This is a genomic window from Olivibacter jilunii (genome assembly GCF_900607235.1).
In the GTDB taxonomy this organism is placed as follows: domain Bacteria; phylum Bacteroidota; class Bacteroidia; order Sphingobacteriales; family Sphingobacteriaceae; genus Olivibacter; species Olivibacter oleidegradans.
The window spans coordinates 120,739-135,900 of record NZ_LR027860.1 but is presented as its reverse complement, the minus strand read 5'-3'; the positions used below and the strand labels follow the sequence as shown (position 1 = coordinate 135,900).

General features: G+C 40.6%; 14 protein-coding genes. 9 read left to right on the top strand and 5 right to left on the bottom strand.

The annotated features are described in order from the left end of the window. The first annotated feature begins 77 nt into the window (after positions 1-77). Together metQ and E0E36_RS26495 are read left to right on the top strand one after the other, a co-directional pair. Positions 78-881, top strand: a complete 804-nt coding sequence (gene metQ, locus E0E36_RS26500; RefSeq protein ID WP_013667764.1) for a methionine ABC transporter substrate-binding lipoprotein MetQ — start codon at positions 78-80, stop codon at positions 879-881. 265 nt (positions 882-1,146) lie between these two features. Beyond that, a complete protein-coding gene (locus E0E36_RS26495; RefSeq protein WP_013667762.1) occupies positions 1,147-1,326 on the top strand; it encodes a hypothetical protein in 180 nt (59 codons plus the stop codon). Positions 1,327-1,447: 121 nt separating this feature from the next. Here the strand turns inward: E0E36_RS26495 and E0E36_RS26490 are convergent, their stop codons facing one another. Further along, positions 1,448-1,792, bottom strand: coding sequence for a helix-turn-helix domain-containing protein (locus tag E0E36_RS26490; RefSeq protein ID WP_130858436.1), 345 nt, complete (start codon positions 1,790-1,792; stop codon positions 1,448-1,450). Positions 1,793-2,040: 248 nt separating this feature from the next. Here E0E36_RS26490 and E0E36_RS26485 point away from each other — a divergent pair, with 248 nt between their 5' ends. From E0E36_RS26485 to E0E36_RS26455, 7 genes are all read left to right on the top strand, one after another. After that, positions 2,041-2,415, top strand: coding sequence for a winged helix-turn-helix transcriptional regulator (locus E0E36_RS26485; RefSeq protein WP_013667760.1), 375 nt, complete (start codon positions 2,041-2,043; stop codon positions 2,413-2,415). Further along, positions 2,412-3,368, top strand: a complete 957-nt coding sequence (locus E0E36_RS26480) for a PstS family phosphate ABC transporter substrate-binding protein (RefSeq protein ID WP_013667759.1) — start codon at positions 2,412-2,414, stop codon at positions 3,366-3,368. The genes E0E36_RS26485 and E0E36_RS26480 overlap by 4 nt, the downstream gene beginning before the upstream one ends. Next, positions 3,365-4,255: a phosphate ABC transporter permease subunit PstC gene (gene pstC / locus E0E36_RS26475; protein WP_130858435.1), complete on the top strand. Its 891-nt coding sequence runs from the start codon at positions 3,365-3,367 to the stop codon at positions 4,253-4,255. Before E0E36_RS26480 ends, pstC begins: the two co-directional genes overlap by 4 nt. Continuing rightward, positions 4,248-5,090, top strand: a complete 843-nt coding sequence (locus tag E0E36_RS26470; RefSeq protein ID WP_013667757.1) for a PstA family ABC transporter permease — start codon at positions 4,248-4,250, stop codon at positions 5,088-5,090. Before pstC ends, E0E36_RS26470 begins: the two co-directional genes overlap by 8 nt. Next, a complete protein-coding gene (locus E0E36_RS26465) occupies positions 5,087-5,848 on the top strand; it encodes a phosphate ABC transporter ATP-binding protein (protein ID WP_013667756.1) in 762 nt (253 codons plus the stop codon). The genes E0E36_RS26470 and E0E36_RS26465 overlap by 4 nt, the downstream gene beginning before the upstream one ends. A 363-nt stretch (positions 5,849-6,211) precedes the next feature. After that, positions 6,212-7,948 carry a GMC family oxidoreductase gene (locus tag E0E36_RS26460; protein WP_013667755.1) on the top strand — a complete coding sequence of 579 codons (1,737 nt, stop codon included), beginning with the start codon at positions 6,212-6,214 and terminating at the stop codon, positions 7,946-7,948. Between the two features lie 5 nt (positions 7,949-7,953). Further along, the gene (locus tag E0E36_RS26455; protein ID WP_130858434.1) at positions 7,954-8,586 is read left to right on the top strand and encodes a gluconate 2-dehydrogenase subunit 3 family protein; all 633 of its coding nucleotides are present in this window, start codon (positions 7,954-7,956) and stop codon (positions 8,584-8,586) included. Positions 8,587-8,600: 14 nt separating this feature from the next. On the opposite strand, the gene E0E36_RS26450 is transcribed toward E0E36_RS26455, so the two are convergent. The 4 genes from E0E36_RS26450 to E0E36_RS26435 all read right to left on the bottom strand — a co-directional run bounded on the left by E0E36_RS26450 (position 8,601) and on the right by E0E36_RS26435 (position 14,792). Continuing rightward, positions 8,601-10,715, bottom strand: a complete 2,115-nt coding sequence (locus E0E36_RS26450; RefSeq protein ID WP_130858433.1) for a sensor histidine kinase — start codon at positions 10,713-10,715, stop codon at positions 8,601-8,603. Between the two features lie 72 nt (positions 10,716-10,787). Then, entirely contained in the window at positions 10,788-11,489 is a 702-nt protein-coding gene (locus tag E0E36_RS26445; RefSeq protein ID WP_130858432.1) for a hypothetical protein, read from the bottom strand. 280 nt (positions 11,490-11,769) lie between these two features. Further along, positions 11,770-14,133: a TonB-dependent receptor gene (locus tag E0E36_RS26440; RefSeq protein WP_130858431.1), complete on the bottom strand. Its 2,364-nt coding sequence runs from the start codon at positions 14,131-14,133 to the stop codon at positions 11,770-11,772. Between the two features lie 86 nt (positions 14,134-14,219). Beyond that, the gene (locus E0E36_RS26435; RefSeq protein ID WP_165447091.1) at positions 14,220-14,792 is read right to left on the bottom strand and encodes a Crp/Fnr family transcriptional regulator; all 573 of its coding nucleotides are present in this window, start codon (positions 14,790-14,792) and stop codon (positions 14,220-14,222) included. Positions 14,793-15,162: the final 370 nt, after the last annotated feature.

Sequence of the window (15,162 nt, the reverse complement as noted above, 5' to 3'; positions counted from 1 at the left end):
GCGCTGGTATTCCTTATTCAGTTTCTAGGCGATTTTATTTCAAAGAAGGTAGATCATAGAAAATAATTGAAGAATTTATGAAGAATTTTAGCTTGTTAGGGATAATCCTTTTAATTGTGTTTGCATCTTGTGGAAATGCATCTAAAAATAATCCCAATCACATCAAAGTAGGTGTGGAAGCCGGTCCGGAGTATAGCCTCGCTGAAGCGGCCCAACGAGTGGCAAAAGAAAAATACGGACTGGAAGTCGAGCTTGTGCAGTTTAACGACTATGTGATGCCGAATGAGGCGCTTCGGCAAAATGATATTGATGTGAATGTTTTTCAAAACAAGCCCTATTTGGATGTGCAGGCAAAGCAACGAGGTTATGATTTCGCTATTTTAGGTAACACATTCGTTTTTCCATTGGCTGGTTATTCGAAGAAAATAAAAAATATCGATCAATTGCAAGTGGGTAATACCATTATTATTCCTAATGATCCTACTAATGGCGGGCGTGCTTTGTTGCTAATGGAGAAAGTCGGCTTGATCAAATTAAAAGACGGTGTCGGTCTATTACCCACAGTCAATGATATTGTTGAGAATCCGAAAAGTTTGCGAATTCTCGAATTGGAAGCGCCTCAGTTGCCGAGATCTTTAGATGATGCCCAGGTTACGGTAGCGATCATAAACAATACCTTTGCCGCTTCTATTGGACTGGTTGCGAAAAAGGATGGGATTTTCGTGGAAGATGAAAAATCGCCTTATGTAAACATAATCGTATCTCGTACTGACAATCAGCATGAAGAAAAGGTGAAAAAATTTGTTGAAGCCTACCAATCCCCCGAAGTGGAGGCTGTCGCAGAAAAAGTATTTAAAGGAGGCGCTATCAAGGGTTGGTAAGTGATTGAGGAGTTTATGGTCCGAACGAACGTTTGCGCGTCTGCAAAATACGTGCGTGTGTAAACGATCTCCTAGTCACTTTAATAAGCAGTAAAATATAGTATACTAATTTTATAGACTTAATATTCTTTATTAAAAATTCTTTATCTTTGTTTGAAAAATCATTCTGTGTTTTTGGTAGGTGGTGCTTTAGATACTACTTTAAGGACTGAATAGTAAGCGCTGTTTGCCACCTATGAGGGATTATTATTTAAAATATTAAATCATGAAAAGAGGGGGAATTGAATCCGACGAAGAGCAAGTATACATAGATGTTCAATATGACTATTGCTTGCGTTGCTTGGAAATAGAAAGCGATGAAAATACGTCGATAAGAGAAAAAAAACGCCAAAAGAAAAATGAAGTTAAATCCTTAAACAATGGGGAGGGTAGTCAAGATCTTTAAAAAATGTCGCGTGACCGAGCGGTTAGGTGGAGGTCTGCACGACCTTTTACGGTAGTTCGAATCTACCCGCGACTTCAAAGGAATTTCCGCTGATGGGGGGCGTTACATTCACTTCTACTTCTTATAAAAAATGCTTGTTTTCACGTAAGATTTCTTGGTAGAACTTGATATCATTTTCTAGCTTTGTGATGTACGTTTCTTTTTCCATAAGCAATTTATGGTATAGTTCCTTCTCTATATTTTTGCCCGCCATTGTCTCCGGTGATTGATTAAATACAGTGCTTAAATTTAAGTCAATTAGACTTGCGATTTGTTTCAATCGCTCAATATCCAAGCGAGTGATGCCGCTTTCTATGTTCTGGTACGTCTTAAGAACAATGTTCAACTTATTCGCCATATCGCCTTGCGACAAGCCTTTGGCTTTTCTATGACTTTTTATTTGATAAAGTAATTCCGCATTTGTCATCCTTGAATCTTTTTGTCTAGATAATCGTGTCCGCCATCCTTCTTTGTAACTATACTGTAGTCAACAAAAGTAAACAAGAAAGTCTACTAAACCAATAGACTTTTATTTTTTTATTACATCATAACAAATGCTAATAACGATCGTAGACAACCTCCCTATTTATAAATATAATGTCTATGGTTTTTGTAGATTTTTGATTTTTTCTATTAACTTTACCCCTTATCTTATTTAGCAGTAAGTGATAGAAAATGGAAACAACTAAAGAATACCCGCTTGATTCGATTTTGCCTGACTTTGCTATTGACCTATCTTCTATCCATGAGGCACAAAATGCTATAGGTGGTAAATGGAGTTTAAAATTGATTGTTGCTTTAGCCAAAGGACATAAGCGCTTTAACGAAATAAAAGAATATATCGGAAATATTTCACCTAGGGCTTTATCAAAAGAACTAAAAGTGCTGGAACGAAACGGGTTGATAACAAAAGGTGCCTGTAGGGAACGGCCAATATATACGGAGTATCAGCTAACGGCCATCGCGTATGAGCTAAAGGGCGTGATTGAAGAAATAAGTAATTGGGGTAGATGTTTCCGAGCAAGAAAATTGAATCAACTTAACAAATGATAAAATACTTATCTTTCGGATTGATAGGTGGCGTTTTGCTTGGAATAATCGGGTGTACCTACACAGAAAAAGAACGACAGGAAAATCAGGAGACCATATCTATATCGGGTGCTTTTGCGCTTTATCCGATGCTCATACAGTGGAGTGAAGATTTTAAAGAAAATCATCCAAACGTACGTTTCAATATTTCAGCGGGAGGTGCCGGTAAAGGAATCGCTGACGTATTATCCGATATGGTAGATATCGGTATGGTGTCGCGTGATATTCATCCGGAGGAGTTCGAGAAGGGCGCTTTTCTAGTCAACGTAGCAAATGATGCCGTCGTGGCAACTTGTAATGCCAACAACCCTGCGGCAGAACAGATTGTAAAGCGTGGATTAACAAAAGAGGAATTTATTGATGTTTTTTTGAAAGCAAAAATCACCCGTTGGAATCAGTTAGCAGGTATTGACAATGACTACGACATGCACGTGTATGTTCGATCTGATGCAGCCGGTGCTGCGGAAACATGGGCGAAATTTCTTGACGCTTCCCAAGAGGATCTGTTGGGAATAGGTGTGTTTGGTGATCCGGGCCAGGCTCAAGCGATTATGCGAGATCCATTATCGATTGGTTTCAGTAACTTGAATTACGTTTATAGTTTAAAAGATCGAAAGCCGCAGCAGAATGTGCAAATCATTCCTATTGATTGGAACAAAAATGGACAAATTGACCCTTATGAGTATTATTATCAAAATCTTGATAGTTTAAATCAAGCAATCGGTGACGGTCGTTACCCTTCCCCGCCAGCAAGAACACTTGGCCTCTTATTCCATGGCAAACCAAAAAACAAAATACTCATATCCTTCTTAGAATATATTCTTTCAGCAAAAGGGCAGGCTCGCTTACCTGAGAATGGCTACGTGAGTTTGAATAAAGAATTAACGGCTCAGGAATTAGCAAAAATAAAATGAAAATACGTTTGTTCAAGGATAAAGTAATTAGTGGAGCGATGCTCGTTTTCTCCATTTTATCCGTATCAATGGTTTTGTTGATAGGTGTTGGACTTTATTGGCGCTCTTTGCCTATTTTACAAGACTATTCCGTCTGGGAGTTAATAAGTTCGAATGTATGGCGTCCCCTAAAAGGATCCTTCGGGTTTTACCCTTTCATTATGGGGACATTGTGGGTGACGGGCATGTCTATAGCGATTGCTATTCCATTATGTTTGCTTACTGCGATCTATGTCTCTGAATATGCGCCCAATCGGTTTAAGAATTTCTTTTTACCTATGATCAACATGTTGGCGGGTATTCCACCGGTTATTTACGGTGTATGGGGAGTGCTATTTGTTGTGCCTTTAGTCCAAAAGTATGTTGCCCCTTTTTTTGTTGATTTCTCAACCGGTTTTACGGTTTTAGCCGGCGGGATCGTATTGGCTGTTATGATATTTCCGCTAATTGTAAGTATTATAGTTGAGGTTTTGCAAACCATTCCGAAGGAACTGCGGGAGGCATCGCTTTCATTGGGTGCTACGAAGTGGGAGACCATCAAAAAGGTAGTTTTAAGGAAGGCGATGCCGGGAATCATAGCCGCCATCGTGCTGGCTGTATCCAGGGCATTTGGCGAAACAATAGCCGTTTTGATGGTTTGCGGCAATGTACCCATTGCGCCGCAGTCGATCTTTGACCCGGCTTATCCTTTGCCGGCCTTATTAGCTAATAACTTTGGCGAAATGATGTCGGTTCCTCTGTACGATGCTGCGCTTATGTTTTCAGCCTTGGCTCTATTCGTCATTATTTTGATCTTTAATATAATTTCCAGGTTAATCCTCCAAAAAATAAGCGTTCGAAATGCGTAGAAGAAAAATAGAAGAACTTATCTTTAAGGGTCTCATGATAGGCTCGACTATTTTGGTAGGGCTATCGCTCTTTTTAATCATTGGCACGGTTATTATAAAAGGCTTGCCTTTTTTAAGTTTAGATATGTTAACAAAAACCCCGAATGGTGGCTATTATTTTGGACGATCGGGCGGCGTCCTGAACGCAATAATCGGCTCGATATACGTCGCCGGTGGCGCAACATTGCTAGGTATGCTCATCAGCTTACCTGTGGCAATTTACTTAAATATCTATCTAAAAAAAGAAAATCGTTTTGCACGTTTTGCCAAACTTTCCTTTGATGTCTTGTTCGGGATCCCATCCATTGTTTATGGTGCCTTTGCTTTCAGTTTGATGGTTTATCTAGGAGTTAGGGCCTCTTTATTGGGCGGCGTCATTGCAGTGGCTTTATTGGTTATTCCTATAATGGTAAGAACCTTGGACGAAGTGATTATTCATGTGCCTAAGGAATTAAAAGAGGCCGTGCTGTCTTTAGGAGCAACGCGTTGGGAGATGGCAAAAATTTATTTTCGACAAATTAAAGCCGGTATCTTAACAGCTGTTTTATTGGCTTTCGGAAGAGGCGTAGGAGATGTCGCCGCTGTTATGTTTACTGCAGGTTTCAGCGATAACATTCCCACTTCACTGAACGAGCCGGCGGCAACCTTACCTTTGGCCATATTTTTTCAATTGGGTAGCCCGATTCCGGAAGTACAAGGCAGGGCCTACGCTTCTGCATTCATTTTATCCATTTTCATTTTAATTATTGTGGTTTTAAGCACGTTGCTTACTAATAAAAGACGCAAAAAGTCATGACGCAAACCCCTCATATCAGTGTAAAAGATTTAAATGTACACATCAGTGGTAATCACTTGTTAAAAAACATCAACATAAATATTCCTGATAAAAGCGTCACCTCTATCATAGGCCCTTCAGGTTGCGGCAAAACAACCTTATTGAAAAGCCTTAATCGGTTGCTGGACGATATCCCGGAAGTAAATATAAGCGGAAGTGTGTTAGTGGACGGAGAAGATATTTACGGACCAAAAACGGAAGTTACCCACATACGAAAAAAAATGGGACTACTCGCGCAAAGGCCATTTCCATTACCGATGTCAATTTATGATAATATCGCCTATGGCCCACGTATACATGGTTTAAAAAATAAGAAAGAGTTGAATGTCTTAGTGGAACATTACCTACAAGCAGTTGGACTTTGGGAAGAAGTGAAGCATCGTCTCCATACGTCTGCCAGTGCTCTGTCTATTGGGCAACAACAACGATTATGCCTCGCTAGGGGACTTGCTGTTGAACCGGAGATTATTTTGGGGGATGAATCAACCTCTGCACTCGATCCAATTTCTACGAAGACAATCGAGGATTTACTCATCAAGCTGAAAGAAAACTATACCATCGTACTTGTTACTCATATTTTACGTCAGGCCAGAAGGGTGTCCGACTTTATTGTCTTCGTATATATGGGGGAAATTATCGAATTCGGGCCAACCGAAGAAGTGCTGTTGAACCCAAAAGAAGCATTGACTAAAGATTATGTAAAAGGTTTTATAAGCTAACAAAAAAGGGAACGGAAACCATTCCCTTAGGATTTAACGAGTTGGCTATCAATTTGGCGTTGCACCAATCTCTTTTGTAACTAAACCCAACACAAAGCTAGCTAAAAAAGCTTGTAGATACAAGCTTTCCAATAGACGCGTTGTGACGTTTGTGACAAAACGCTTGCTAATCATGATCACCTAAAACATATTAGCATGGCTAAAAATGCATTTTTTTTATTGCATGTTTATAGAATTTCCAAAATAATCATCTATCTTTAGGGGCTAACAACCAACATGTCTAATACGGAATATATATAAATCAGAATAAAACTTTTGTGTGCGTTTCGTTGAAGGCATTAACGATAAACTAAACTACGTTTAATGAAACATTTTGAAATTCAGGAGCAGGACCAAGTGTATGATGCAATTGTAGTTGGCTCCGGCGCCGGCGGGGGCATGGCGGGATACGTTCTAGCGAATGCGGGACTTAAAGTTTTAATGTTGGAGGCGGGTCCCTTTTTTGACCCAGCTAAAGATGCTTTGCAACTTAGATGGCCGTGGGAATCACCTAGACGCGGCGCATCCACGGTAAGGCCCTTTGGCGACTTTGACGCCGCTTACGGAGGATGGCAGCTGGAAGGTGAACCGTACTCTACGGTTGACGGAACTGATTTCCAATGGTTTAGGGCGCGTATGCTTGGTGGAAGAACAAACCATTGGGGACGTATCTCTCTTCGAATGGGACCAGCTGATTTCAAGCCTACCGACGGTGTGACTGACGAATGGCCCATTACTTACGAGGAGGTAAAGCCGTTTTATGATAAAGTGGATCGACTGATTGGTATTTATGGTACAGTTGAAGGGCTACCAAATGAACCCGATGGTATTTTTCTGAAACCACCAAAACCCCGTTTAAATGAGTTGTTTATTAAACGAGGCGCAAAAAAAGCCGGTGTCACTGTTATTCCAGGCAGAGGCTCCGTATTGACGGAGGCGCTTCCCGGGATGAAGGGGCGTGGAACATGTTTTTATTGCGGACAATGTGGGCGTAGCTGTAAAGTTTATGGCGATTTCTCTTCGTCTTCCTGTTTGGTAATTCCGGCAATGAAAACCAATAATTTGAAGGTGATCGATAACGCGATGGTACGTGAAGTACTCACCAATGACGAGGGTTTGGCTACCGGTGTCTCTTATGTGAATACGGTAGATTTGAAAGAATATAGCGTACGGGGTAAATTGGTGATATTAGGCGCCAGTGCTTGTGAGTCTGCCCGGCTTTTACTGAATTCAAAATCGAAGGCTCATCCCGGCGGACTGGGTAATAGCAGCGGATTAGTAGGAAGGTATTTACATGATTCGACAGGTTCAAGCATGTCGGGCTTTATTCCGGAATTAATGGAGAGAAAGCGCTATAATGAAGACGGAACAGGCAGTGTACATATTTATTCACCATGGTGGCTCGATAACAAAAAATTGGACTTTCCGCGTGGGTATCACATAGAGTATGGCGGCGGCTTACACATGCCTTCTTATGGTTTTCTGGATTGGGTTCCGTCGGTGAATGGAAAGGTACCTGATAAACATGGTAAAACGAAGGAACAAGGTGGTTATGGTGTTTCATTAAAGAATGATTATAGGCGCTTTTATGGTGCAAATGTAGGAATGGCAGGACGAGGTACTGCCTTAGCACATAAAGATAATTACTGCGAAATCGATCCGAATAAAGTGGATAAGTTCGGCATTCCGGTATTAAGGTTCCATTATAAATGGGGTAGGGAAGAAGTGGCTCAGGCCAAGCACATGCAGGAAACTTTCCAATCTATTATGCACGAAATGGGTGCGATCATAACATCTCCTACCTATGGCGCAGATACATCTTATGGTTTAGAAGCGCCGGGAAAAATCATTCATGAAGGAGGTACGGTTCGTATGGGTGACGATCCAAAGAAATCGGTGTTAAATAAATGGTGCCAATCACATGATTGCAAAAATTTATTTGTAGTAGATGCCGCACCTTTTGTACAACAGGGAGATAAAAATCTTACCTGGACGATTTTGGCACTGTCTATGCGAACGGCAGAACATATTTTAGAACAAAGAAGTAAACTTAATATTTAACGACAATGAACAGGAGAGAGTCGATTAAAGCGATAGGGCTTACTACGGTGGGTACAGGCCTTTTGTTAGAATCATGTAGACAAGGAGATGCTAACAAAACGGTGGAAGAGTCTGTACAAAATTCAGGTAAATTACCTGGTGTGCAGGAATTCGAACATGCCCGTAATACGGAACTAAATAAGGAGCGTTTTTTTTCGGAACACGAAATGGCCTCTATTACGGTGCTTGCAGATATTATTATCCCTAAAGACGATTTTTCGGAAAGTGCTTCAAAGGCCGGCGTACCGGCTTTTATCGAGTTCATGGTAAAAGACATTCCTGACTACAAATTACCCATGCGGGGAGGTTTAAAATGGCTGGACGTACAGTGTTTAAAGCGTTTTAATAAGCCTTTTGTTGAATGCAGTGAAAGGGATCAGCTAACGCTGATAGATGAAATAGCCTATCCGCTGAAGGCAAGACCCGAAATGCAGCAGGGGGTGGCTTTTTTTAGTTTAATGCGAAATCTCACCGCTTCCGGTTTTTTTACCAGTGAAATTGGGGTGAAGGATATTGGTTATGTCGGTAACCGCCCCGGGCCGTGGGATGGAGTCCCGGAAGATGTATGGCGGCAATATGGTTTTACCGGTAACGACTAAATTGTTTAATGTCCTTATACTTCGTTACATTCAATGGTAACCGTTGTACCAGCTCCTATTTCTGAATGGAAATCCATCGTTCCATTCAGAAATTCAACCCTGGATTCTATATTTGTTAAACCCGCTCCCTTACCGGCTGCTAATAAAGCTTTCACATCGAAGCCGTTTCCATCATCTTCCACAATAAGTGTTACAGACTGCTCGATCTGCTGTAGTTGAACCAGGATAAGAGATGAATGTGCATGCTTTACTGCGTTATTTACCAGTTCTTGCATGATTCTGTACAGTACCAATTGCCTGGAGGCTTCCATTTTATTGGTGTAGTGATAGATTTGACACTGGATGTTAATACCGGAAGATTTCAATTTTTGGCAATATTCACGTATGGCTTCTCCCAGTCCGTAACGCATGAGTATCTCAGGCATCATACTGTGAGCAATTCGTCTGAGCTCTCCAATCGCTCCGTCCAAATGCTGTAAAGTTCTATTCATTAGCTGTTGTTGACTATCGTTTTTTAAAAGTTGCATGAAACCTGCCAATTCTATTTTTACTCCTGATAATAATCCGCCTAAACCATCATGTAAATCACGTGCTAACCTGCTCCGTTCTTGCTCCTGGCCATCGAGCATGGCGGATAAAAGGGAAATGCGATGTTCCTGCCTGATTTTATTTACTTCCATTTGGTGCAATTTATCCTGTTGCTTCATGGCCTTCACCCGCTGCTTATAGGCATAAAAAAGAAAAAGGAGCGTTAAAAAGCTTGTCAGACTGAATGCGATGTAAATGCGATTCAGCTTCTGGTTAAATTGAACTTGCTGCTGTAATACCAGGAGTGCCTTTTCTTTTTTTCCTGCCTCATATTGAGCGTCTAAACGTTTACCCAAGCTCATTTTTTCCGTATTGAATAATGTAGTGTAGGCATCTACATAAAGTTTGTAATTGCGAAGAGCGCCATTTAAATCTTCTTGCTTTTCCTTCATAACGGCAAGGCAGTAGAAAATTTTTGCTTCAATTTCATTATTAACAGTAGGGTCTCGATGAAGTGCCATTATTGCGTTTCCCACCAGCATCTCGGCCTCAGTCAAATTGCCTTTTTCAATTTGTTGTTTCGCTAGCATGACGTAGCTGTCTGCAAGCACTGTGTTTTCTTTGCTGAATTGAGCTTCTTCAATAGCGATTTCCAGGTAATAACGAGCAGAATCGTGTGAACTTTCCGGAAAATATTGCTCGTAAATAGCGGCAATATTTTTGGCTAATGCGGCAATTTCAGTAACATGAATAATACGATCTTTGTTCTTTTTTGCCAAAGAGAAAGCCGCTTTATTTCGTACAAGCGCAGAGTCCAACAATTGTTTTCGGATCGTGTTGGCTTCATAGTGCGCCATAAAGTTATTGGCTGTACATCGATACGCAGCAATTAACTTATCGAGATCTTTACTCCTTTCAGCGCTATAACGCGCTATTCGCGCGTATTTGTCTTGATTGGGAAGATCAGACCATTGGCCATAAATGGTGGAAATTGTTGTATAAAGGTTGCTTTCATAGGAATAATCATGATCCCCGTCGAAGTCTTTGGCAGCAAGCAATAAACTGGCAATGGCTTCATGCGGCTCATTTTGCGCAAGCTGAATTGTCCCTTTGGAGAGCTGGACTAAGGCTTTGCTCCGTTTGTTCGCTGATTTTTTTGCATAAAATTGGGCGCTATCTAAACTTGACAAGGCGAGCTGTATATTTCCATCGTTGCTATGCTGCATGGCAAGAAGCGCGTATAAGCTCGTGGTTTGATCAATATTATCAAGCCGTTTTGATAATTTTAGTGCTTTATCTAGTAACTCGAAGGCTAATCTGGGATCTCTTCTATAATATAAAAATTCAGCTAACCTAGCCATTGTTTCTAATCGATCTTGGCTAGATAGCTCTTTTCGGTCTAAAACCAATCGTAAAGAGTCTTCCGATAAATGGGCATAAGAAGTATTGAATGCTATTGAAAGCAATAAACATAAAGTAAAGGTGAACCGCACATGTTGAAATAAATGTAAGCCTGTGTTGATGCTGATAAATAATAGCTTACTAGGTATTCGATAAAGGATACGGTTTGAGATGGTAATCGTGCGGGAAATGCGTTGCATGATCAAAGATACGTAAGATTCAAAGGTTGTCAATCCCCGTTTCCGGGGGTTTTGAAGCAAAGATGTTTTGGATTACCGGTGTTGATCGAATTGAAACGGCGTTCGGTCAACTTTTTTGTCGATCTGCAGTTCCTTCGTTGTCATGACCAAGCGTTGAGAACCGGTGGGTTTTTCAAAAGCAAGGACCAGTGCCCCTGGGGCAGCATGATTTTTCCTCGAAGGCAGCTCGCTAAATCCCCATTCCCTCCCGTTAGACCATATTCTTTCCATACTGGAGTCGGGATAAGTCCATTCGACATAAGGTTGTTGAAGCAGTACACCCCGTCCTGTCAGCTGTACGTCTGTCGGTATGTTCTCCTCTTCCTCGGTTGAAGGTTTTATTGGGAGCGCTTTGAAGTGTAACAAAAAAGCTTCCGGAATTCCCGCTTCCTGATCAATCATTTTCCGGTTTTCCAGATTGTATTTAACCGAACGATTTGGTGTTTGTATACTTAAAGTGCCCGTATAAGTAAGTGAAAAAATACATTGTCCTGGATTGCTTGCCGGGCCTTGAAAACTAAAGCCCCAAGATTCTTCACGGGCACCTATCGTGTCGGCTGTTATGAGTAGTTGGTTACGGCGAACCCCAATCTTTTTGAATTCTTCGTCGGTGAGCGCTGTTACAGCTAATCCGGTAGATTTGGCAAAACTTAAGGCCTGCAAGTAGCTTTTTTTTATGATGTTGGTATCTCGAAGATACACTTCTGTCTGCTGATCAACATATATTTCAGGCATCTCTTTTCCACTACAGCCAAACAGTATGCTGATTATGAGGATTCTAAGCCATCTGATTTGGCTTTTATGGGTCAATGGATAGTATGTAGAAAGCCTTTCGTGTTTTTTCACACCGACAAATAAAAGCTAAATATAAATATTGTCTGAGGCTTGCCCAAATTATTTATCAATCGCCGTGAAGTACGAATGAAGAATAAACGCATGGGCTGATGTTTGAATAAGGAGCATACTGAGATAAGTATCAATGCTTATCTCAGTATGTAAAGCATCGATAACATTATCAAAATGTGAATCGCACAAAAGGAACGGGAAAAAAGCCTTGCTGGTAGACGTTGATAACATTAAGCTGTTGAGCATTCCACTCCTGGCGAAAAATATTCTTATTATCGGTTACATTTTGCAGGTCGAGAGCGAGTTCCATAGTTGCCCGCGTGAATTCTTTGCGATAGGAGACTTTTACATCTGCCCGGAAATAAGCAGGCTGCTGTAAAGAATATGCCCTTGTTTCCTCGTACTGAATTTCGCCGTCGATAACAGAAGAAGCGATGTCTACCGGCGATAAATAACGTCCACCCACCCGAGAAACCTTTACGCTTAAACCGAATATGTTTTCCTGTTTTCCTACTTTCCATTCCTTACCCCCCAATAAGTTAAAAACATTTTTCATGTTAAATGCAGTGTTGCGCCATATGCCATCACTTCCCTGATACCTAGAACTGAAAAAGGATCCGGTTAGCAAGTAATAAAAGCCTTTATTGAAAAGACGTTCCAGCGTGATGTCTAAGCCATAATTTCTTCCAACTCCTTCATTTATCAGGTTATCGCGCAAAACAGGAATGGTTTCGGCGCCAAGATTTAATGTTGAAAAAGAGCTCGGAGCTTTCGTGACCGGAACATCAAATAGCCGCTGAAAATACAGTTCTGTTTTAAGGTGGGTATTGGAACGTATGTTCCAATTATGTGATAAAATAAATTGGTGACTGCGTATAAATCCCAACGATTCATTAGTATATCGATTGCCGGCCGCCGTTGTCGTAACTGTAGCATAGGTGAGAATATTGTTCATTTGACTGTGTAGGCCGTATGCAAAGCCAAAAACATGGGATCCTAAGCCCTCGTATTTAACACCGATTCTAGGTTCTAAACTATTCGTTTGTGAAAGGCTTAAGTACTGATAATGCAAACCGGAGACCATACTAAAATGATCTGTCATTCTGAATTTCCACTGAGTAAAGGCTTGCATTAAGCCAAAGTCACCATTCCGATTGTTCAGTATCATTTCACTTATTCCATGTCGCATCCTCCTGTTAAAAAGAGTGTAATTGGTGAAATCCTCTGTGATACCCGCTACCAAGCTATGCTTTGCATTGAATTTATGATGGAGGTGAAGAACGCCGGAGAATTTGTTTATTTTAAAACGCCAATGCCAGTCAGGTATCGTTTGGTTGATGTTTTCTTGATTAACCGAATCTCGATCAAATTGCTCGTTCGTACGGCTATAACCCAGAATAAAGTTGATAGCGGTTTTTTTGTTCAGTTGGTATTTATAACTTAATCCGCTTATGCTGGTCTGATAACGGGGATAACGGTTACTATATTCGTTGCCATAGGATTGACCTTCGGGATCATATTCGCTTGCCAAAATATCCATGCTGCTTCTTCCCCAAATGCCAAATAAGGAAAGATTACCATGCTTCCCGATACGATAGTTAATTTTATAGTTTAAATCCATGTATTCAGGAGTGGCTCCGCCGGTGCCAAACTCAATACCTAAATTCTGAAAAAGCGATAAGGTGGAATAGCGGGCATTTATCAAATAGCTCGCCCCCTTACTGTTGCCTATAGGGCCTTCTGCTCCACCTTCAAAGCCATTGAACCCCATCTGCGTTACAAACTCGTGTTTCTCACTATTTCCGTTGCGAAGTTTTAGATCAAACACACCGGATAATGCGTTGCCATATTGGGCAGGAAAAGCCCCTGTCATAAAATCAGATTGATCAATCAAATTGCTGTTCAGCATACTAACGGAGCCTCCCATGCTATTAAGAGAACCAAAATGATTTGGATTTGGTATATTAAGCCCCTCCAATTGCCATAGCATAGCATTTGGAGAGTTTCCTCGGATGATGATGTCATTTCGAGTATCATTGGTAGAAACAACACCTGCAAAATTAGTAGCCATTCGCGCGGGATCGCCTAACGAACCTGCGTAACGTTTCGTCTCATCCATATTAAAAGTTCTGGCGCTCACACTTAACATATCGTTGTTAACCTTACGTCCCCCGCTATTTTCATTAGCTGTGATCTCGACGACGTCCAAATTCATTAAACTTTCACGCAAACTGATTGTTAAGTCCACTTCCTTGCCTGCTGTTACAATAATGTTATTTAATGAAAGAGGTTCATAGCCAACAGCGGTTATAATGAATCGCTGTCTGCCAAGCGGAATGTCCGTTAATTTGAAATTACCAGAGGAATCACTTAGGGTGGTTTTGGAAAGGTTAGAAGCAAGTCGAATCGTAACACCTTGCAATGATTGCTTAGAAGCCTCGTCGCTAACATTGCCTTTAACAATTTGAGTTACTTGTTGAGCCTTGGTCTGTACAAGGTAAAATGTGATGAATAGGAAAAAAACGATTTTCATATATGCCTTTTTTTACAAAAAAAATGGCATTTTCGGATCTTTTTGTTGATCGAAGTCAATAAACGATTGCTTATAGTGCGTAGTTTTCACATTATCCGCTTCCGAATCCTACTCAGGGCTTCCGGTGTAATGCCTAGGTAAGATGCAATGTGGTATTGAGGTATGCGTTGTATAACCTGCGGCTTCGCTTTAATAAGGTTTAGATAACGTTCTTCAGGCTTTTCAGCTAATAAAGACGCGTTTCTTGTTGTCAGTCTCAAAAATTGAGCTTCGGCAATTAGTCGACCCGCTCGTTCAAACACCGGATGCTTCTCATACATTAACTGTAAACCGTTGTAGTGTAATTGAAACAAAATACAGTCTTCAACTGCCTCGATACCATATAGAGCGGGTTTACGTGTCAGAAAACTTTCATAGTCGCCTGTGTACTCATTTTCGAAGAAGAAATTATAAACACATTTTTTATTATCCAGATGGTTATAAACCATTACTGCTCCTTTTTGAATAAAAGATACAATGTTGTTTGTTTTTCCTTCTTCACTGATTATGTCGCCCTTCTTGTAGTGTTTGACTTGTTGAAGGCTAACAAAACTATTCCAGGTTTCATCATCTAATTTAGGTATTAGTTTATGAAAAAATATTCTTAAGGTGTCATACATAGCTTTTTTATTTGCAACCGGCAAAATAATCATTGTGCCATAGAATGCATAAAGAAGTTTAAAAAAGGTCTCCCATAACAATTGTCATCATCATCTTCCTGCCGGGGTGAATGCTATTGGTGTTTGTGAGCAAGATTTTTGATTCGGCGCAATTGCCTTCAAACCAATAGTATATCGATTTATTTCACTTCGTACGAATGACTCATCATACATTCTTTTGTAAAATAATAGCCATGTTAATAATAAAGCGATGAGGAATTCGAACAAATCCGCTAACTTGCTTGTATTTAATAATAGTATGATGAAATATTTAATGCTCTTTTGTTTTATTTTTACTTTATATGGGGAGAGCTATGCTCAGTCACCATCG